This window comes from Pseudonocardia sp. ICBG1034 (assembly GCF_020131375.1).
GTDB lineage: Bacteria > Actinomycetota > Actinomycetes > Mycobacteriales > Pseudonocardiaceae > Pseudonocardia > Pseudonocardia alni.
On record NZ_JAHLEK010000015.1, the window covers coordinates 1,636,064 to 1,655,023 of the forward strand.

Sequence of the window (18,960 nt, forward strand, 5' to 3'; positions counted from 1 at the left end):
GCCCGGTCGGACGTCGTACTCGATGCGGCCGACCGGCGCCGTCCTCAAGATTGTGGAGTGGTGCTAACGGCGGAGTGCGCGCCGTCGCTTGTGGTGGCAGGGACCGAGCTGGACTCAAGGAGAACTATGCCGCGCCGCCGCACATCGACCGCCGTCAACGGAGAACTCGACCTCACGGGCCCCGAGCGCGTGGTGGGTCTCGCCCTGTGTGCGGCACTGCTGCAGCGAGCTGTGAACGTGGTCGGCGACAAGCGTCGTGCGGCGCGGGCCGACGCGCAGCAGGCCGTGGTTCGTCAGCTTCTCGACGAGCTGGAGGGCTGTTCGGACACTGCCTGGTGTCGGGAGCTGGTCGACGATCTCGCGGTGACCGATCCCGAGATCCGGGCGGCCGCCGTCGCGCACATGGCCGGCGATCTCGCCGCGCATCTCCGCTCGCGGTCGCGGTCCCTGTTGGTGCTGATCGACGTCTGCATGTTCGATGCCCCGGACGTCCGATGGGATGCGCGGCTCCGGCGAACCGTGCTCGTCCAGCTGACCTCGTTCCTGGAGGTTCTGGATTGGAGGGACATTGACCGGGTCACGGCCGAGATCGCGGCGGTTCGGCGCGCCGTCGCCCGCCGACAGACGAAGTGGGGGCGGGTCGCGGTCGCTTCGACTGTCGGCGTGGGGATCGGCGTGGCGACGATGGGGGCCGCAACTCCTGCGATCGCCGCCGCGGTGGCCGGAGCGGGTCTGAGTGGAGCGGCTGCGACGTCGGCAGGTCTCGCGGTACTGGGCGGGGGCTCTCTGGCAGCCGGTGGATTCGGGATGGCGGGCGGCTCGATCCTTTTGGCCGGTATCGGCGTCGTGTCCGGGCTGGGAGCGGGTGCGACCGGGTCGTGGCTTGCCGGCTGGAGCGCCGGCCGGGTCACCGCCGAGGCGCTCCGTCTGGCTGTCGCCACACGGTTGGTCGTCCTCCACGAAGATCACGACGAGGAACTGGCAAAGCGCATCGTCCTGGCGATGCAGGAACGGCTCGACGACGTGACGGCCGCATTGGACGTGCTGTCCCGGCGTCTGCACGAGCTCCGTGAGGCGAACACCTTGCTCACCGCCGAGAACAGGCAACTCCGTGCCCAGCTCCGCGTCGAGCGCGTCGAGGCCCGCCAGATCGAGACCGCACTCGGCACTGCCCTGGATCGGATCCGTTCGGCGGACCCGAATGATGATGCCGGCGACGACTCGGTCGTCTCCGCGGGGGCGGCGGGTTGATGGACGAGACGATTCTGCGCAACCTCGACACCCAGAGCCGCCGCCTCCGAGAGATCGAGGAGGAGCTGGGCCGGCTCATGGACGACGACGCCATCCGGCCGGTCGCCACGCCGCGGGAGCGGGTGGCGAGGGCCGGGAGTTATGCCGGACTGACCCAGGTCAACGATGCTCTGCGTGGCGCGCGGGGCTGGACCGACGTGGACGCGGCAGCTGCGCTCACCGCAGTACAGCAGGACGCGTTCGACGCGTGGAGGGATCGGGAGCGGCTGCCGTGGGCGATCGACGACCTCGTGGTCGTCGGACTTGCCGGAGCAGTGGGATTCGCCGCGACCTGGTTCGACGCGGACCTGGATCGTGCTCTCCGTCGGCGTCTGGCGGGGCTGAAGGACACGGAACTCATCCGCTCGTGGGAGCGCGACGGACGCCGGTTGGCGATTGATCACACCGGTCCTGGTTTCGGCGGCCCCGACCATCGTGTCCGGTCCTCAGGACATGATCTCGGTCGGCCGATTGCGGCGCTGCGTCAGATCCGTGACGGAGTTTTCACCGGTGTCGCCTGGGACGACGGGATCCGGCATGACGTCGAACGTCCAGGATTCAGGACGGTGGGTTCGCTGACAGAGGCACTCGGCCTGTGGGCGAAGCATCTCGCGGCGGACTTCGTGACCCCGATGAGCCTGCCGTTGCCCGGGTGGACCCTGCTGTACGAGATTCCACACCGTGGACTCCGAAAGTTCGCACACGAGGTCTACCGGGGGACAGAGTTGGGAGCCGGACTCAACATCCGGTCGGGAGCGGTGTCGCCGTCCCTCGCCCTCCTCGCGACCGAGACCATCATCCGGACCCACGTCCACGCTCGGGCCGCGGTCCGCACGGGGAACTCCGGGCTGACCGCGTCCGAAGAGGCACTCCGGGACGAGTTGCTGCTGTCTGCGCACGCGGTGACCGCTGTTGCGAGCATGGGCAAGGCCGTGGCCCGGAGCCTGGTGATGCCCACGGGAAAGATGGCCCTGCGTCATGTCAATGTGCCCGTCCTGCTCAGGCTCGGCATGCTCGCCGTCGACGCCAGGGGGCGGGCCCGCGCCAGGACGGACGCTGCCGCGCCGGATTGGAACACTGTTCTCACCGAGCTGGACCGGATCGACGCCGACATTGCCGCAGGTCTCAACCTTCTTCCGTGACCCGACTCGTCCACGACGGACCGCCATCACGGGAACAGCACGGAGCGCACGTGGTGCGCCTGCGCATCGTCGATGACCGCCTCGTCCACGAGCCTGCGGATGCGGGCCTCCATCTCCTCCTTCCGGCCGTCCGCCCGTACCTCCGGGACCGGAACCCGTTCGGCAGCGGACGGCTCGGGTGCCCGTGTCGTGACGACCGACGGCTTGCGTGGCGACGACGGAGACGGGGCCGGCGGGGAGGCCACGGTTGACGGCGCGTCCGGGATCCCGGCGGCACGGCGGAGCAGGAGCTCGTCCTCACCGGCCATGAGCTGCCCCAGGAACACCTCGCTGCCGTCACCACACCGGACCGAGAGCTTCGGCAACCTGCTGATCGTGGCGGGCTCGGTGTTCAGGGCGACGATGTCGTGGAGACGGGCGCTGCGCAGCCCGGGAGGGGCGTGAGCGAGGTCGGCGACATGACCCGCGAGCACACGCTCCGACGTCACCGCGATGTAGTCGGTCATCGGGCGCAGCGTGTTCGCGAGGAAGAAGCCCCGCATCGCCTCGCCGGGTTGCAGGCAGGCACGGAGCCCGGCCTGGGTCCTGCGCCACTTGCGCGCTGCCCGGTGACCGAGGACGAGGTCGTTGTCCTCGTCGCCGGGGTCGTCGACGTCCTGCTCCGTCGCGGATACGGACCAGAACGACCAACCCGGTGGGGCGGGACCCCATGCGGGGTCGGGTTGCCAGCCGGGCGGCGGCGTCCACCCCTGGGGCGGGACGGGCCAGTTCGGTGGTGGGCGCCATTCGGAGGTGGGCACGCGTGCTCCTGGGGGAGGGGATCACACCGGGACGGCGGTGTGGCCGGCGATGGTGAGACTCGCGCGCCATTCCTCGGCCTCGGCGAGCTCGGTGAACTGCAGGACGTTGTCGCCCTGGTCGGTGCGCCGCAGCACGTCGAGGACCTCCGCCGGAGTGGCGTGGAAGAACTCCCGGCGCAGATTGACACGGTTGACGCGTCGGTCGGCGAGTGCGCGGTGCAGGTGGTTCTCCAGTGCGACGGCGTCGGAGCTGAAGACCAGGGCGTGGATGTCGAACTTGAACGGAACCGAGGCATCGCCCAGCTCCCGGACCCGGTCGTGGGGATCGAGGCGACGGGTCATCCCGATCTTCACCATGTGCTCGCCGAAGGCGCCCACGTTGGAGATCACGTAGACGTGCCCGGTACGGACGTTGGCCTCGCGCGACTCGACGCCCTGGATGGCGGAGTGGAGCTGGTCGAGCTTGCTCTCGGCCTCGGCGACCTTCACCTCGTCACCCTGGGCCCGCCACTTCTCCTGCACCAGTTTCCAATGGTTCTGCTCCTTCATCAGTCTGGCCTTCTCTCGCTCGAACTCCTTACGGGCTGCGTCCTCGTCGCGCTGCCGCTCCCGTTCGGCTCGGATGCGTTCCTTCTCCTGCTCCTGCTGGGCGAGGTAGTCGGCAGTGAGCTCGAGCTCCTCGACCCGGGCGCGGTGGTAGGGCTCGCTGACCCGGATCTGCATGGTGCGCCCGAGCTTGGCGATGGTGTCGCGTGCCTTGGTGAGTCGGTCGATCGACGTCGTGAGCCGGTGGGGACGCATGGTCCGGATGCAGTTGTCCGCCTCGGCGTTGTAGGCACGCAGCATGAGCTTCGTGTAGTCGCGCAGCATCCGTTTGCCTTCGGACGCCGAGCCGTTGACGGTCCACCCGGATGCGGCCAGGACTGCTTCGTCGTTGCGCTGCAGGGACTTGTAGCTGTCCTTGAGCTGCTCCAGACGGGCCTTGTATGCGACGGCGTCATCGAGACGGTGCCGGAACTCGTAGATTCCGGCTTCCTGCAGCATCGCAAGGTCCTCGGTGACGACGATCTGCCGGTCCAGCTCCGCGACCCGCGCTCGACGCTCGGCGAGCTCGGCGTCGACGGCACCTTCCACCTCGGAGGCCCTGGTGCGTGCGGAACTCACGATCCTGTCCGCCACCGTCACCGCCTCGGCGAGGACAGAGCGGCTCTGCTCGGCGATCTCGCGTGCCCGCAGGTGCTGGCCGCGTACGGACTCCGTGGCGGCTGCGAGTGTCGTCCGCACCTCGGCGAGCCGGTCGGCAGCCTGCTCCGCCTCTCTCTCGTAGGCGACGGCGTCCCTGTTCCGTAGCCCCAGGTTCTCCTGTTGTAACCGTTCGATCCGGCGGCGGAGCTCACCGATCTCGTACTGGGCCCGCCGGCCTTCGGAGTGGAGCTGCGATTCGAGTCGGTCGATCCGCTGCCGGAGCCCGGTGTTCTCTCCCTCTACCTCGCGCAGTACTCGCCGGGCCCCGAGCAGCCCGACGGGACGGGCTTCCGGACGTGGTGGTGGCTGGTCTGGACGGCCCATGTCTGCTCCTGACGCAGTGCGGAGTTCTCGTCGATCGTCCCCATTCGCCATCCAGGTTGGCGAGACCTCGTCGTGAGAGCAAACGGGGGCAGTGAGCGGAGCAGTTCCTTCGCAGTCTTCGCAGTTCCCGCCGGTTACCCGGCTGCGATTCACCTCGTACACGCCCTGGCCCCGCGCATCCCCGCCGGGCCAGGGTCGGTCCCACGGCCGACCGCCGTTCACGAGGAGGAGCCCGCATGACCGTCGACCACAAGGTCCGGGTGCACCGCAGCGAGGAGAACCTCGCTCGCACCGACCAGCTCGCCTGGAAGATCGCGGAGGTGGCCGCCTATCCGGTCGCCCCGCCCGCCGAGGTCGCCGACATGGTCGTGAACCGGCTCGTCGACAACGCCGGTGTGGCGACGGCGTCGATGGACCGCGGCCCGGTCGTCGCCGCCCGGGCGCAGGCGCTGCGGCACGCGGCGGCCGGGGACCGTGCGGGCTCGGTCGTGTTCGGCACCCGGGATCGGGTCTGGCCGGAGTGGGCGGCGTGGGCGAACGGCGTCGCGGTGCGGAGCTGGACCTCCACGACACGTTCCTGGCGGCCGACTACTCCCACCCACGGGCGGTCCGGGATGTGCTCAGGGGGAGAGCACGACCAGCGGGCAGTCCGCCGACGGATGGTCCAGCACCGTCGCGGTGACGCCGTACACCGCGGAGATCCGCTCGGGTGTCAGCACCTCGGCGGGGGATCCCGTCGCCACGGCCCGGCCACCGTCGAGCAGGCACAGCCGGTCGCAGTAGCGCGCGGCCAGGTTCAGGTCGTGCAGCGCCACCAGGGTGGGCAGGCCCAGGTCGCGGACGAGCTCCAGCAGCGCCAGCTGGTGGCGGACGTCGAGGTGGTTGGTCGGTTCGTCCATGACCAGCAGCGCGGGCCGCCCGACCAGCGCCCGCGCGACCAGGGCGCGTTGGCGCTCGCCTCCGGAGAGGGTGGCGAACCGGCGCCCGCCCAGGGTGGTGAGGTCGAGCAGCTCCAGGGCGGAACCGACCAGGCCGTGGTCGACGGGGTCGTCGGCGGCCAGCGGCCGCTTGTGCGGCGAGCGCCCCATCGCGACGACCTCGCGCACGGTGAGCGGGAAGTCCGACGGCATGTCCTGCAGGACCACCCCGACCCGCTGCGCAACCCACCGGGCCGGGCGGCTCCGGACGTCGGAGCCGTCGACCAGCACCGAGCCGGACGCCGGGACCCCGACCCGGTAGACGGTGCGCAGCAGCGAGGACTTGCCGCTGCCGTTCGGGCCGAGCAGCCCGACGACCTCACCTGCCCTGACCGACACCGAGACCCCGTCGACGAGGGTCGCCCGCCCGGCGACGACGTGCACGTCGCGGATCTCCAGCGGGGTCATCGGGTGTCCTGCCTGCGGCCGTCGCGGCGCAGCAGCCACACGAAGAACGGCCCGCCGACCAGGGCGGTCACGATGCCGACCGGCAGCTCCTCGGGGATGACCACGGTCCGGGCGACGAGGTCGGCGAGCACGGTGAACAGCGCGCCGACCAGCACCGCGACCGGCAGGCCCCGCCGGTGCCCGGAACCGACCAGGAACCGCACGACGTGCGGCAGCATGAGGCCCACGAACCCGATCACCCCGCTGACCGCGACGGTCACCCCCACCAGGACCGCGACGACGACGAACATCGCCAGCCGGAACCGGTTCACGTCGAGCCCCAGTGCACCGGCGCTCTCGTCGCCGGCCAGCAGCAGGTCCAGGTCGCGGGAGCGGGAGACCAGCACCGTCACCCCGGCGGCGAGCACGGCGGCCGGGACGACCAGCACGTCCCAGCGGGCAGCGCCGAACCCGCCGAGAGTCCAGAACAGGACCTGGGACGCCAGCGTCGGGCTCGGCGCGGTGAGCACCAGCAGGCTGGTCAGTGCGGACAGCACCGACCCGACCGCGACCCCGCCGAGGATCAGCCGCAGCACGGTGATCCGCCCGGCCGAGCGGGCGACCGCCAGCACGACGGCGAGCGTGAGCAGCGCTCCGGCGAAGGCAGCCACGTTGAGGGTGAGCGCCCCCGCACCGAGCAGTCCGAACCGCATGACGACGACGGCGCCGGTCGCCGCGCCCGACGACACCCCGATCACGCCCGGGCCGGCCAGCGGGTTGCGGACCACGGCCTGCAGCACCATCCCGGCCACGGTCAGCGCCGCGCCGACCAGCCCGGCGAGCAGCACCCGGGGCAGCCGGGTGTCGGCGATGATCAGGTCTTCGGCCCGGGACCAGTCCGGGTCGGACACCAGGGCGGTGCCACCGAGCCGGTGGGCCAGGATCCGCCAGGTCTGCGACCACGGCACCGACACCGATCCCGTCGTCAGGGCCAGGCCTGCGGCGAGGACCAGCAGCACGCCGAGGACGGCCACCGCCGCCGTCGTCGACACACGGCCGTGCCCGGCGGTGCCGCGCGGTGCTGGCCCGGCCGCGGGGAGCGGACCGTCCGGGCGCAGCGCCGCGACGAGCTGCTCCCGCCGGGTCACCGGAACCGGTCGGGGTGCAGCTCGCGGGCCAGTCGCTCGACGGCGTCGACCGACCGCGGGCCGGGCTGGGCCTCCGACAGCGGGACGGTGGGGAAGGGGCGCGTCAGCGCGGGCATCCCGGCGACCGCGGGGGTCGCCCGCAGCGTGGCGATCTTCGACTCGACACTCGGGTCCAGGTAGTCGTAGATCAGGACGACGTCGGGGGCGCGCCGCGCGACCTGCTCCCACGACACCTCGCCCCAGCGTTGGTCGAGGTCGGCGAACACGTTGCGGCCGCCCGCGCGCTCGATCATGTCGGTGAGCAGGGCCCGCCCGCCCGCGGTGCGCGGGGCGTCGGTGCCGCTGTTGTAGACGAACACGTCGACCGGCTCGACCGTCCCCAGCCGCTCGGCGACGGCGTCGAGCCGCGTGCGCAGGGCATCGACGCTGCGTCCGGCCCGCTCCGGCACCCCGAAGATCGCCCCGATGCGGGTCATCTCCCCGAACAGGTCGTCGAACCCGGAGCGCCCCTCGCGGCAGGACTCGGGGTTCAGGTGGGTGTCGATCCCCAGCTCCGCGAGCCGGGCGCGGGTGTGTCCGTTCGACTCGGAGAAGCCGTCCGGGTAGCCGGAGTAGACGAAGTCGGGCTCGGCCGCGAGCAGCTGCTCCAGCGACGGCTGACCCGGCGCGAGCACCGGGACGGAGGCGTACGCCTGCGCGTAGCGCTCGCCGATCGGCCGGTTCTTCAGGTACGCGGTGCCGACCATCGACCGCTCCACGCCCAGCTCGAGCAGCAGCTCGGTGGCGTTCGAGGTCAGGGTGACCGCGCGGGTGGGCGGCGCCTGGTAGGTCGTGGTGACGCCGCAGTTGTCGTCGACGACGGGGAACCCGGCGGCCGGGGAGCCCGCGGTGGGGGCGTCGGTGACCGCGGCACCGCAGCCGGTCAGCAGGAGGGCGGTGAGCGCGGCGGTCGCGGCGCGGAGGCGGGGTCGGGACACCGGACCAATGTATGAAAACCTGCTCAGATGTCCATAGTGTCTGGTGTGAGATGGGGCGTGCTCACCCACGGCGCGGGTCCCCGCGACGCCGCGTCCGAGCTGGACGACACCGTCCGGCTCGCGGTGCTCGCCGAGGAGCTCGGGTTCTCCTCGTTCTGGGTCGCCCAGCACCACCTCGGCGCCCAGCAGGGCCACGTGTCCTCGCCGCTGGTCGTCCTCGCCGCGGTCGCGGCCCGTACCGCGCGCATCCGGCTGGGCACGGCCGTCGTCGTCGCGCCGCTGGAGCACCCGCTGCGGCTCGCCGAGGACGCGGCCACGGTGGACGTGCTCAGCGGTGGCCGGCTGGAGCTCGGGCTGGGTGCCGGGTCGGACCCGGGGGTGTGGGAGGCCTTCGGGGCCGACCCGGTGCAGCGGTACGCCCGGCTCGACGAGGCCGTCGACGCGCTGACCGGTGCCGTCACGCCGGCGGCCCCGGGGCTGCGGGACCGGGTGTGGCTGGCGACGTCGTCGGCGGGTGGGGTCGACACGGCGGTCCGGCACGGCCTGGGGCTGCTGTCCGGTCGCCGTTCCGGGCCCGCGGGCCCCGACGACCACCGCTCGGCCCGGCTGCTCGGGCGGTTCCGCGCGGCCGGGGGAGCCCGGGTGGGGCTGTCGCGGCCGGTGCTGCCCGGCGCGTCCCGTGCGGCCGTCCACGCCCTGCTCGCCCCGCACGTCGCCCGGCGCGGGCACGACCCGTCGGCCTGGTTCGCCGCCGGGAACGTCCACGCCGGGACCGGCCCCGAGGTCCTCGCCGCGCTCGCCGCCGACCCGTGCCTGCCCCACGCCACCGAGCTGCTCTGCCACGTCCAGCCCGCCCGGCTGACCCTCGACGAGCTACGCCCCGTCCTGCGGGGGCTGGCGGCTGTGGCGGCCCGGGCCGCTCAGCCGCCGGCCGACACCGGATAGGGCACGAAGGTGCTGCGGTCCTCCAGGATCTGGGTCGCGTGGTCGAGGCGCGGGAAGGCCCGCTGCGGGCAGCGGGTCCGGCTGCAGACCCGGCACCCCGCGCCGATCGGGGTGGCCGCCGCGGGGTTGTCGAGGTCGAGCCCGTCGGAGTAGACGAGCCGGTGGGCATGGCGCAGCTCGCAGCCCAGCGCGATCGCGAACGTCTTGCCCGGCCGCCCCCAGCGGCGCTGCGAGCCGGTGACGGTGCGCGCGACCCAGAGGTAGCGGGCGTCGTCGGGCATCGCCGCGACCTGCACGTCGATCTCGCCGGGGGAGGCGAAGGCGCGGTAGACGTTCCACAGCGGACACGTCCCGCCGCCGCGGGAGAAGTGGAAGCCGGTCGCGGACTGGCGCTTGGACATGTTCCCCGCCCGGTCCACCCGCACGAACGAGAACGGGACCCCGGGCTCCGACGGGCGCTGCAGCGTCGACAGCCGGTGCGCGATCGTCTCGAAGCCCTGTCCGAAGTGGTCGGACAGGCGCTCGATGTCGTAGCGGAAGGTCTCCGCCGTCGTGCGGAACTCGCCGTAGGGCAGGGTCAGTGCGGCGGCGAAGTACCGGGCCAGGCCGATCCGGGTCAGTGTGTGGGTGTCGGCGTCGACGGGCTCTTGCGCGGCGAGGGCCTCGATCGTGTCGTCGTGCTCCAGCAGGGCGAGCTGGGTCGCCATCCGGAACGCCTGCTGTCCGGCGCGGAGTGTGGGCGAGAGCCGCAGCACCCGGTCGACGGGGTCGTAGCGGTGCAGCTCGCCGGCGCCGCCGCGGTCGTCCTCCAGGCCGGCGATGCCGACGCCGTGCACGCTGCGCAGCCGCTCCGCCAGCGCGCGCCGCACCTCGCCGCGCCGGACCCCGATCCCGGTGGCCAGCGACTCGGCGGCGTCGTCGAGCTCGGCGACGTGGTTGCGACGTCGGTAGAAGTAGTCGCGCACCTGCTCGTGCGGGGACGCCGACCGGACCCGGTCGCTGCCGTCGCGCGGGCCGTCGGCCGCCGCGGCCAGGTGCTCGTCGGCGCGCCGCCAGCGTCGGTACAGCTCCAGCACCGCGTCGGCCGCCGAGGGCAGCTCCGCGGCCAGCCGTTCGATCTGGCCCACCGGGACCGACCCGGCGGCCGAGGTGGTCTCGGCGAACACCTCGTGCAGCTCGGCGACGAGGCGCTCGGGCCGCCGGGCCGCGAAGAACGCCGCGTCGACGCCGAACACCTCGGTGATCCGTAGCAGGACCGGCACCGTCAGCGGGCGTGAGCCGTGCTCGATCTGGTTGAGGTAGCTGGGCGAGATCTCCAGGGTGCGGGCCAGCTGGGCCTGGCTCATCGAGCGGGTCTCGCGCAGCGCGCGCAACCGGGTCCCCGGGATGCCTGACGTCGCCATGTCGCGGACTGTAGCCGGGGCACCCTTCGCAACCTTCGCAGAATCCGGCCGGAAGATGCGCAGGAGTTGGCAGCTCGCCACCGTCGCCGGACGCCGGTCCCGGCTCCGATGCTGGTCGCGCCCCGTTCGAGAGATCGCCACACCCTCCGGTCACCACCGGCCGGGCCGTGAGCGCGGACACGGACGAGACCTTCGCAGAGGAGCACGACATGACCGGGACCCATCGCCAGGAGCGGATCGACGAGCTGGAGCGGCAGTGGGCGCAGGACCCGCGCTGGGCCGGAACCACCCGCGGGCACACTGCACAGGACGTGCTGGCGCTGGCCGGCAGCGTCCGCGAGGAGCACACCCTGGCCCGTCTGGGCTCCGAGCGGCTGTGGCGGCTGCTGCACGAGCGCGACTACGTGCACGCACTCGGCGCGCTGACCGGCAACCAGGCGGTGCAGAGCGTGCGCGCCGGGCTGGAGGCGATCTACCTGTCCGGCTGGCAGGTGGCCGCCGACGCCAACCTGGCCGGGCAGACCTACCCCGACCAGAGCCTCTACCCGGCGAACTCGGTGCCGTCGGTGGTGCGCCGGATCAACAACGCGCTGCTGCGGGCCGACCAGATCAGCACCCTGGAGGGCCGTGCGGCCGCCGACGGCGGAGACGACCCGCACTGGCTGGTGCCGATCGTCGCCGACGCCGAGGCGGGCTTCGGCGGTCCGCTCAACGCCTTCGAGCTGATGCGGGCCATGATCGCCGCCGGGGCGGCGGGCGTGCACTGGGAGGACCAACTCGCGTCGGAGAAGAAGTGCGGGCACCTGGGCGGGAAGGTGCTGGTCCCGACCTCGCAGCACGTCCGCACGCTGAACGCGGCGCGGCTCGCGGCCGACATCGCCGACGTGCCGTCGGTGATCGTCGCCCGGACCGACGCCCAGGCCGCCAATCTGATCACCTCCGACGTCGACGAGCGGGACCGGCCCTACCTCACCGGCGAGCGCACCGCGGAGGGCTTCCACCGGGTCACCGGCGGTATCGAGCCCTGCATCACCCGCGGTCTGGCCTACGCGCCGTACTCCGATCTGCTGTGGATGGAGACCTCGGTGCCGGACCTGGAGCTGGCGCGCAAGTACGCCGAGGCGATCAAGGGCGAGTTCCCGGACCAGTTGCTCGCCTACAACTGCTCGCCGTCGTTCAACTGGCGCAAGCACCTCGACGACGGCACGATCGCCCGCTTCCAGCGTGAGCTGGGCGCGATGGGCTACGCGTTCCAGTTCATCACCCTCGCCGGTTTCCACGCACTCAACCACTCGATGTTCGACCTGGCCAAGGGCTACGCCGCGAACGGCATGACCTCGTACGTGGCGCTGCAGGAGCGTGAGTTCGGCGCCGAGGCCGACGGCTATACCGCGATCAGGCACCAGCGCGAGGTCGGCACCGGCTGGTTCGACGCGGTCTCCACCGCGGTCAACCCGGAGTCGTCGACGACGGCGCTGGCCGGGTCCACCGAGTCCGAGCAGTTCCACGGCTGAACGGGTGCGCTGATGCTGCAGACCGACGTCCCCCCGGTCCGCAGGCGGACCGGGCTGCGCGCGGCACTCGCCCGTGCCCGGCCGGGGGCGCGACCGCTGCGCTTCCAGACCGTCACCACCACCGCGGCCGCCCGCCAGGTCGCCGCGCTCGGCCTCGACGGCGTCCACGTGACGGCGGCGACCGCGGGCGCGGAGGAGCCGGTCGCGCTGACCGCGCGGATCGTGCGGGCCACCCCGCTGCCGGTCCTCGTGGACCTGGGCGGTGCCGGCGGCGACGACGACGTCGCCCGGTTCGAGGCCGCCGGCGCGTCCGGTGTGCACCTCGACGACACCGATCCCACCGACCACGCGGCCGACGACGTCGCGGCCCGGGTCCGCGCCGCCGTGCGGGCCCGCCGCGACCCGGACCTCCTGATCGGGGTCCGCACCACCGCCGGCGCTGCCGGCGGCCTGATCGAGACCATCGACCGTGCCCGCGCCTGTGTGGGCGCCGGTGCGGACGTGATCGTCGTCGAGGCGCCCGCGTCGCGGACCGCGTACACGGTCCTGCGCGAGGCCCTCGCCGTCCCGCTGCTCGTGACCGCGACCACGGTCACCGGCGGCGACCCGACCCCCGTCCTGCTGCCCACCGTCACGCAGCTCGCCGCCCTCGGCATGGACGTCGTGATCCACCCCGTCACCGGCCCGCGGGCCCCGGCCGCCACCGACCGTGGCCGCCGGGACCCGCGCGACGCAGGAACACCACGAGGTCCCGCCGGCGCGCTCCCGCCCGGAGCCCACGGCGGCGACCGCACCCGGGACCGCGCCGCGGCTCCCGCCGGAGGAGGACACCGATGACCGAGAACCCGAGGGACACCCACGTCCGGCGCGGCCTGGTGGGGGTCGTCGCCGACACGACGTCGATCTCCGACGTCGACCCCTGCCGCAACGTGCTGCTCTACCGCGGCTACCCGGCGCCCGGGCTGACCGAGCGCCACACGTTCCTCGACGTGGCGCACCTGCTGTGGACGGGTGAGCTGCCGGACGCGGCCGAGCTCGCCGCGTTGGAGCGTCGTGAACGGTCCCTGCGGGCGCTGGACCCCGCGTGTGAGGCGATGCTGTTGTCGCTGCCGACCGACTGCCACCCGATGGACGTGCTGCGCACCGCCGTGAGCCTGATCGGTGCCGTCGACCCCGCGACGGCGGACCGCTCCACCGACGCGAGTGCGGACAAGGCCGTGGAGTTGCTCGCGGTGCTGCCGACGGTCGTCGCGCTGGACCAGCGGCGTCGCCGCGGCCTGGACCCCATCCCACCGGACCCCGGCCTCGGCCACGCCGAGAACGTGTTCCACATGACCTTCGGGGAGGTCCCCGAACCGGAGATCGTGCGGGCGTTCGAGATCGCCATGATCCTCTACGCCGACCACGGCTTCAGCGCCTCCACCTTCGTCGCCCGGACCGTCACCTCCACCCGGTCGGACCTCTACAGCGCGGTCGTCGCCGCGCTCGGCGCGCTCAAGGGCGAGCTGCACGGCGGGGCGAACGAGGCGGTGATGACCCAGTTCGCCGAGATCGGCGACCCCGACCACGTCGACGACTGGCTGGCCGCCCGGCTCGAGGCCGGCGAGCGGGTGATGGGCTTCGGGCACCGGGTCTACAAGCGCGGTGACTCGCGGGTGCCCGCACTGCACACGCAGATGCGACGGGTCGCGGAGCTGCGCGGCGGCCGGGACCTGATGGCGCACTACGAGGTCCTCGCCGGCGCGATGCTCCGGGAGAAGGGGCTGCGCCCCAACCTCGACTACGCCGCGGGTCCGCTGTTCCACCTCATGGGGTTCGACACCCCGCTGTTCACCGCCCTGTTCGCGATGTCGCGGATCAGCGGCTGGACCGCGCACGTGATCGAACAGGCCGCCCACGACGTCCTGATCCGCCCTGTCGCGCACTACGACGGAAAGGCACGCAGGGAGGTGAGTGGCATTCGGTGACCGCCCACCAGCCCGGCGAACCGGACCTCACCGGCGGGTTCGCCGCCCCGCTCGTGGTCGACGACCTGCGGCTCGTCGACGGCGCTGCCGGTGAGGCCGGCGTCGGCACCGCGGTCGGCAGGCGCGCGACCGGGCGGAGGGAATGGGCGGCCTTCCCCGAGAAGCGGCCCGCGCTGTTCAGCCGTCCGGAGCACCCGGGGGCAGCGCCGGATCGGCCTTGAGCGCGACGCCGGACAGCTTGAGCCGCCGCGCCTCGCTCATCAGCAGGGCGAGCGTGGTCGCGGCGGCGGCGTAGCCGGTGCCGTGCGGCGGGCGGACGTTGGAGATGCAGTTGCGCTCGGAGTCGCGGCGGCCCCGGTGGGCGTCGTAGGTGAAGTACAGCCCGAGCGAGTCGACCGAGCTCATCCCCGGCCGCTCCCCGACGAGCACGACGACGTGCCGCGCCCCCACCGCGGTCGCGATCTCGTCGCCGAGCGCGACCCGGGCCTGGGTGGCGACGACGACCGGCGCCACCCGCCACCCGTCGAGCCGGTCGAGGATCTCGGCCAGCATCCCCGGGGCGTGCTCGGCGACCGCGCGGGGCGAGAGCCCGTCGGCGACGACGAGCACCACGTCGTGCTCCCCGCGCGGCAGGTCGGCGCCGTCGGCGAGGCGGCGGCCCAGGTCGGGCCGGGTCAGGTACTCGGTGCGGTCGGCCGGGGCCCCGGCGGCGCGCAGCGTGTCCACCCCGAGCGCGGCGATCCGGTCGGTGAGCGCGTCGACGTCGAGCGGGGTGTGCACGGCGTCGCGGGCCGCGGCGTGCGCGGCGCGCAGCTCCAGCAGCCGGGCGGTCGGCAGCGCGTCCCCGGCCCGCCCGAGTGCCACCCGCGCCCGGGTGGAGGCCCGCAGCAGCTCCAGCGGATCGGACCCGCTCACCGCACACCCGCCGTGAGCGCCCGGACCGCGGACGGCGCCAGCTCCTTGAGCCGCCCGTCCGGCGCCAGCATGTCCATGGTGGACAGCCACCCCTCGAACTCGGGGGCGGGACGCAGGCCCAGCACCTGACGGGCGTAGAGCGCGTCGTGGAAGGACAGCGACTGGTAGTGGAGCATCACGTCGTCGCCGCCGGGCACGCAGATCACGAACGAGCAGCCGGCCGCGCCGAGCAGGGTGAGCAGGGCGTCGGTGTCGTCGGCGTCGGCCTCGGCGTGGTTGGTGTAGCAGACGTCGACGCCCATCGGGACCCCCAGCAGCTTCCCGCACAGGTGGTCCTCCAGCCCGGCCCGGGTGATCTGCTTGCCGTCGTAGAGGTACTCGGGCCCGATGAACCCGACGACGGTGTTGACCAGGAGCGGGTCGAACGCCCGGCACACGGCGTAGGCGCGGGCTTCGAGGGTCTGCTGGTCGACGCCGTGGTGGGCGTCGGCGGACAGCGCGGAGCCCTGCCCGGTCTCGAAGTACATGCAGTTCGTGCCGACGGTGCCCCGGCCCAGTGACAGCGCCGCGTCGTGCGCCTCGCGCAGCATCGCCAGGGTCACCCCGAACCCGGTGTTCGCCGCCTCGGTGCCGGCGACGGACTGGAACACCAGGTCCACCGGGGCGCCGCGCTCCATGATCTCGATGGAGGTTGTGACGTGGGCGAGTACGCAGGACTGGGTGGGGATGTCGTAGCGGGTGCGGACCTCGTCGATCAGGTGCAGCAGGTCGGTGGTGCGCTGCGGTGAGTCGGTCGCCGGGTTGATGCCGATGACGGCGTCGCCGCAGCCGAGCAGCAGCCCGTCGACGATGGACGCGGTCACCCCGGCCGGGTCGTCGGTGGGGTGGTTGGGCTGCAGCCGGGTCGCCATCGTGCCGGGCAGCCCGACCGTCGAGCGGAACGCGGTGACGACCGGGGTGCGCCGCGCGACGGCGATGAGGTCCTGCAGCCGCATCAGCTTGGCGGTCGCCGCGACCATCTCCGGGGTCAGGCCGGGCGCGAGCGCGGTGGTGTCGGTGGTCGGGTCGAGCAGGTGCTCGCGGAACCCGCCGACGGTCATCGACGCGACCGGGGCGAACGCCGCGCGGTCGTGCGAGTCGACGATCAACCGGGTCACCTCGTCGTCCTCGTAGGGGACGACCTGCTCGGTCAGGAACGTCGCGAGCGGCAGGTCGGCGAGCACCGTCTGGGCGGCCACGCGCTCGGACTCCGAGCGGGCGGCGACACCGGCCAGCACGTCCCCGGAGCGTTCCGGGGTGGCCGCGGCCAGCAGCGCCCGCAGGTCCGCGAACTCGTGGGTGTGCCCCCCGACGGAGGCCCTGCGGGTCGTCACGTGAGCTCGGCCTCCGCCTGTGCCAGCGCCGCGAACTCCTCGTCGGGGGCCGCGGCGACCAGGTGGTGTCGGGAGTAGAGCGCGAAGTACAGCATGAACAGGGCGAAGGCGCCGAGGGTCGCGCCCGCCGCGACCGGGTCGACGAGGAACGTCGCGATGACGGCGAGCACGGCGACGGCCAGCGCGAACCCGGTCGTGACGACGCCGCCGGGGGTCCGGTAGGGCCGCGGCATCTCCGGCGCGGTCCGGCGCAGCACGATGTGGCTCACCATCATGAGCACGTAGGACAGGGCCGCGCCGAACACCGCCATGTTGAGCAGCACCGCGCCCTGCCCGGTGAGTGAGAGCAGGAAGCCGATCGCGCCGGGGACGATCAGCGCGAGGGTGGGGGCCTTGCGGCCGTTGGTCACCGACAGCACCCGCGGCAGGTACCCGGCGCGCGACAGCGCGAAGGTCTGGCGGGAGTAGGCGTAGATGATCGAGAAGAAGCTCGCGACGAGCCCGGCCAGACCGACGTAGTTGACGACGACCCCGGCGGTCGACCCGCCAAGCGCCTCGACCAGCGGGTTGCCCGACTCCGACAGCGCCTGTGCGCCGAGCGCGCCGGTCGCGAGCACCAGCACCAGAGCCCCGGTGACGAGCAGGACCAGCATCGCGGCGACGATCCCGCGGGGCACGTTCCGCTCGGGGTCGCGTGCCTCCTCCGCGGCCAGCGGGACGCCCTCCAGTGCGAGGAAGAACCAGATCGCGAACGGCACCGCCGACCAGATCCCCAGGTAGCCGAAGGGCAGGAACGGTGACGCCCCGGCGGCCGTGGTCGGCGCGATGTCGACGAGGTTGGCGGTGTCGAACAGCGGCACCGCGGCGACGGCGAAGATCAGCAGCCCCAGCACGGCGATCGCGGTGATCACGAACATGACCTTGAGCGCCTCGCCGACGCCGGCGATGTGGATGCCGATGAACAGCAGGTAGGCGGCGAGGTAGACCCACCAGCCGTCGGTGATCCCGAACAGGCCGAGCGACTCGACGTAGGCACCGATGAAGGTGGCGATCGCCGCGGGGGCGATGGCGTACTCGATGAGGATCGCGGTGCCGGTCGCGAACCCGCCCCACGGGCCCAGCGCGCGGCGGGCGAAGGTGTAGCCGCCGCCCGCGGCGGGCAGCGCCGAGGACAGCTCGGCCATGCCCAGCACCATCGCGAAGTACATGCCCGCGATGACGACACCGGCGATCAGCAGCCCGCCGAACCCGCCCTGGGCGAGGCCGAAGTTCCAGCCGGAGTAGTCGCCGGAGATGACGTAGCTGACGCCGAGCCCGGCCAGCAGGACCCAGCCCGCCGCCCCGGTCCGCAGCCGGCGTCGCTCCAGGTAGTCCGACGGATCCTGGGCCATGTCGTCCTCCTGGGCGCGTCCGCACCGGCGGGGACCGCCGGGTGTGGGGACAAGCTAGGGAGTACGGGCCGGACCGGGGTAGGGCCGCGCGGGGTAACCGTGTGAAGAGTGTGTGTCCGCCGCGGGGTGCGGGACGGTGCGGCGGTGACGCGCGCACCGCCCCGCACCGGGCTGCTCAGTCCGCGAGCTTGCTGATCGCCTGCGCCCAGAGGAAGAACTTGTTGGTGCCCAGGTCACGGACGGTCGTGATGTTGAACGCCTCCTTGAGGAGCTTCGCGTCGCCCTCGGAGACGCCCTTGAGCGCGTCCACGGGGGCGTCGGCCAGCTCGGCCACGCTCTTGTCCTCGTACGCCTTGTCGATCTTGCCGGCGATGTCGCCCACGGTGGTCCCTTCTCACTGCGGCCCCACGGCCGCGTCGGACGGTTGACGGGACCCACCCTGGCAGCGATCGGTGCACGGTAGAACGATCGCCACCGGCGTCTCGGCGAACGGGTCGGGTGGCCCGACGAACGTGACGGCCGGTCAGCCGTCCAGCGCCGCGTCCACCATCCCGAGCAGGTCCGCCTCCAGCCGTGCCCGCGCCGGCGGGGCCAGGTCCGCCGCCCACAGCGGCCGGCCGCCGATCCCGTCGGCGGCGGCGAGGACCAGCGTGCGCGTCGCCTCCGGCACCCCGTCCGCGGCCAGCGCGGCCTGCCAGCGCTCGTCGTCGAGCCGGGCCAGGTCGAGGACCTCCGGCACCGCCAGCAGCTGCGCGATCAGGGTGAACCGCTCCAGCGCCTCGCCCTCGTCGACCGGGGCCAGGCTCGCCCGCACGTAGGCGCGCACGAGCCGGCCCGGTGTCCCCTCGGGACGGTCGAGGTGGGCGTGGACGGCGTCGCGGAAGGTGTCGAGCTCCACCTGTGCCAGCGCGACGAGCATCGCGGTCTTGCTGGGGAAGTGGTAGACGAGGCCGCCCTTGGAGACCCCCGCCTCGCGCGCGACGAGGTCGAGGGTCGCGCCGACGCCGTCGCGGCGGATGGCGGAGCCCGCGGCGTCGAGCACCAGCCTGCGGGTGTCCTCGGGGGACCGTCCGGACGTGCGACCCATCGGTCCATCCTCCCGTCCCGGGTCGGCGAGGCGGACACCACGTCGAAACTAGACTGACCAGTCGGTACAGTTTCA

Annotated in this window: 19 protein-coding genes and 1 pseudogene; 9 read left to right on the forward strand and 11 right to left on the reverse strand. The window is 73.0% G+C overall.

Going from position 1 to position 18,960, the window contains the following annotated elements:
- Positions 1–126 precede the first annotated feature (126 nt).
- Together KPF22_RS09150 and KPF22_RS09155 are read left to right on the forward strand one after the other, a co-directional pair.
- Positions 127–1,251, forward strand: coding sequence for a hypothetical protein (locus KPF22_RS09150; RefSeq protein ID WP_224401740.1), 1,125 nt, complete (start codon positions 127–129; stop codon positions 1,249–1,251).
- Positions 1,251–2,432, forward strand: coding sequence for a hypothetical protein (locus tag KPF22_RS09155; protein ID WP_224401741.1), 1,182 nt, complete (start codon positions 1,251–1,253; stop codon positions 2,430–2,432). Before KPF22_RS09150 ends, KPF22_RS09155 begins: the two co-directional genes overlap by 1 nt.
- A 26-nt stretch (positions 2,433–2,458) precedes the next feature.
- On the opposite strand, the gene KPF22_RS09160 is transcribed toward KPF22_RS09155, so the two are convergent.
- Complete coding sequence (locus KPF22_RS09160; protein ID WP_224401742.1) at positions 2,459–3,232, reverse strand: hypothetical protein; 774 nt, start codon at positions 3,230–3,232, stop codon at positions 2,459–2,461.
- 21 nt (positions 3,233–3,253) lie between these two features.
- Positions 3,254–4,396 carry a DUF4041 domain-containing protein gene (locus KPF22_RS09165; RefSeq protein WP_224401743.1) on the reverse strand — a complete coding sequence of 381 codons (1,143 nt, stop codon included), beginning with the start codon at positions 4,394–4,396 and terminating at the stop codon, positions 3,254–3,256.
- A 264-nt stretch (positions 4,397–4,660) separates the two neighbouring features.
- Between KPF22_RS09165 and KPF22_RS09170 the strand changes: the two genes are divergently transcribed.
- Together KPF22_RS09170 and KPF22_RS09175 are read left to right on the forward strand one after the other, a co-directional pair.
- Positions 4,661–4,813 carry a hypothetical protein gene (locus KPF22_RS09170; RefSeq protein ID WP_224401744.1) on the forward strand — a complete coding sequence of 51 codons (153 nt, stop codon included), beginning with the start codon at positions 4,661–4,663 and terminating at the stop codon, positions 4,811–4,813.
- 224 nt (positions 4,814–5,037) lie between these two features.
- Positions 5,038–5,298, forward strand: a pseudogene (locus KPF22_RS09175) (MmgE/PrpD family protein); the annotation flags it as partial.
- Positions 5,299–5,421: 123 nt separating this feature from the next.
- On the opposite strand, the gene KPF22_RS09180 reads toward KPF22_RS09175, so the two are convergent.
- The 3 genes from KPF22_RS09180 to KPF22_RS09190 are packed head-to-tail and all read right to left on the reverse strand — an operon-like array spanning position 5,422 to position 8,290.
- On the reverse strand, positions 5,422–6,186 hold the full coding sequence (locus tag KPF22_RS09180; RefSeq protein ID WP_224401745.1) for an ABC transporter ATP-binding protein: 765 nt from the start codon (positions 6,184–6,186) through the stop codon (positions 5,422–5,424).
- Positions 6,183–7,313 carry an iron ABC transporter permease gene (locus KPF22_RS09185; protein ID WP_224401746.1) on the reverse strand — a complete coding sequence of 377 codons (1,131 nt, stop codon included), beginning with the start codon at positions 7,311–7,313 and terminating at the stop codon, positions 6,183–6,185. Before KPF22_RS09185 ends, KPF22_RS09180 begins: the two co-directional genes overlap by 4 nt.
- Positions 7,310–8,290: an ABC transporter substrate-binding protein gene (locus KPF22_RS09190; RefSeq protein WP_224401747.1), complete on the reverse strand. Its 981-nt coding sequence runs from the start codon at positions 8,288–8,290 to the stop codon at positions 7,310–7,312. The genes KPF22_RS09185 and KPF22_RS09190 overlap by 4 nt, the downstream gene beginning before the upstream one ends.
- 45 nt (positions 8,291–8,335) lie before the next feature.
- On the opposite strand from KPF22_RS09190, the gene KPF22_RS09195 reads away from it, so the two are divergent.
- Entirely contained in the window at positions 8,336–9,235 is a 900-nt protein-coding gene (locus KPF22_RS09195; protein WP_224401748.1) for an LLM class flavin-dependent oxidoreductase, read from the forward strand.
- Here the strand turns inward: KPF22_RS09195 and KPF22_RS09200 are convergent.
- Positions 9,211–10,638, reverse strand: a complete 1,428-nt coding sequence (locus KPF22_RS09200) for a short-chain fatty acyl-CoA regulator family protein (protein ID WP_224401749.1) — start codon at positions 10,636–10,638, stop codon at positions 9,211–9,213. The genes KPF22_RS09195 and KPF22_RS09200 overlap by 25 nt on opposite strands.
- A 209-nt stretch (positions 10,639–10,847) precedes the next feature.
- Here KPF22_RS09200 and aceA point away from each other — a divergent pair, with 209 nt between their 5' ends.
- Genes aceA through KPF22_RS09220 form a run of 4 tightly spaced genes read left to right on the forward strand, consistent with a single transcriptional unit; the run spans position 10,848 to position 14,340 of the window.
- On the forward strand, positions 10,848–12,152 hold the full coding sequence (gene aceA, locus KPF22_RS09205) for an isocitrate lyase (RefSeq protein ID WP_224401750.1): 1,305 nt from the start codon (positions 10,848–10,850) through the stop codon (positions 12,150–12,152).
- A 12-nt stretch (positions 12,153–12,164) separates the two neighbouring features.
- Positions 12,165–12,989 (forward strand): isocitrate lyase/phosphoenolpyruvate mutase family protein, encoded by an 825-nt coding sequence (locus KPF22_RS09210; protein WP_224401751.1) that lies wholly within the window; start codon positions 12,165–12,167, stop codon positions 12,987–12,989.
- A complete protein-coding gene (locus KPF22_RS09215) occupies positions 12,986–14,119 on the forward strand; it encodes a bifunctional 2-methylcitrate synthase/citrate synthase (protein WP_224401752.1) in 1,134 nt (377 codons plus the stop codon). The genes KPF22_RS09210 and KPF22_RS09215 overlap by 4 nt, the downstream gene beginning before the upstream one ends.
- Complete coding sequence (locus KPF22_RS09220) at positions 14,116–14,340, forward strand: hypothetical protein (protein ID WP_224401753.1); 225 nt, start codon at positions 14,116–14,118, stop codon at positions 14,338–14,340. The genes KPF22_RS09215 and KPF22_RS09220 overlap by 4 nt, the downstream gene beginning before the upstream one ends.
- Here the strand turns inward: KPF22_RS09220 and eutC are convergent.
- The 5 genes from eutC to KPF22_RS09245 form a co-directional block, all read right to left on the reverse strand.
- A complete protein-coding gene (gene eutC, locus KPF22_RS09225; protein WP_208825296.1) occupies positions 14,297–15,034 on the reverse strand; it encodes an ethanolamine ammonia-lyase subunit EutC in 738 nt (245 codons plus the stop codon). The genes KPF22_RS09220 and eutC overlap by 44 nt on opposite strands.
- Positions 15,031–16,407, reverse strand: a complete 1,377-nt coding sequence (locus KPF22_RS09230) for an ethanolamine ammonia-lyase subunit EutB (protein WP_208825299.1) — start codon at positions 16,405–16,407, stop codon at positions 15,031–15,033. Before KPF22_RS09230 ends, eutC begins: the two co-directional genes overlap by 4 nt.
- Entirely contained in the window at positions 16,404–17,798 is a 1,395-nt protein-coding gene (eat, locus tag KPF22_RS09235; RefSeq protein ID WP_224401754.1) for an ethanolamine permease, read from the reverse strand. The genes KPF22_RS09230 and eat overlap by 4 nt, the downstream gene beginning before the upstream one ends.
- 175 nt (positions 17,799–17,973) lie before the next feature.
- Positions 17,974–18,180, reverse strand: a complete 207-nt coding sequence (locus tag KPF22_RS09240; RefSeq protein ID WP_208825303.1) for a hypothetical protein — start codon at positions 18,178–18,180, stop codon at positions 17,974–17,976.
- Between the two features lie 141 nt (positions 18,181–18,321).
- Positions 18,322–18,885, reverse strand: coding sequence for a TetR/AcrR family transcriptional regulator (locus KPF22_RS09245; RefSeq protein ID WP_224401755.1), 564 nt, complete (start codon positions 18,883–18,885; stop codon positions 18,322–18,324).
- Positions 18,886–18,960: the final 75 nt, after the last annotated feature.

Bases quoted from the DNA above. Each gene is read 5' to 3' on its own strand.
- KPF22_RS09210 (WP_224401751.1), top strand. From the start codon at position 12,165: ATGCTGCAGACCGACGTCCCCCCGGTCCGCAGGCGGACCGGGCTGCGC.
- KPF22_RS09245 (WP_224401755.1), bottom strand. From the start codon at position 18,885: ATGGGTCGCACGTCCGGACGGTCCCCCGAGGACACCCGCAGGCTGGTG.
- KPF22_RS09215 (WP_224401752.1), top strand. From the start codon at position 12,986: ATGACCGAGAACCCGAGGGACACCCACGTCCGGCGCGGCCTGGTGGGG.
- KPF22_RS09150 (WP_224401740.1), top strand. From the start codon at position 127: ATGCCGCGCCGCCGCACATCGACCGCCGTCAACGGAGAACTCGACCTC.
- KPF22_RS09155 (WP_224401741.1), top strand. From the start codon at position 1,251: ATGGACGAGACGATTCTGCGCAACCTCGACACCCAGAGCCGCCGCCTC.
- eat (WP_224401754.1), bottom strand. From the start codon at position 17,798: ATGGCCCAGGATCCGTCGGACTACCTGGAGCGACGCCGGCTGCGGACC.
- KPF22_RS09200 (WP_224401749.1), bottom strand. From the start codon at position 10,638: ATGGCGACGTCAGGCATCCCGGGGACCCGGTTGCGCGCGCTGCGCGAG.
- aceA (WP_224401750.1), top strand. From the start codon at position 10,848: ATGACCGGGACCCATCGCCAGGAGCGGATCGACGAGCTGGAGCGGCAG.
- KPF22_RS09180 (WP_224401745.1), bottom strand. From the start codon at position 6,186: ATGACCCCGCTGGAGATCCGCGACGTGCACGTCGTCGCCGGGCGGGCG.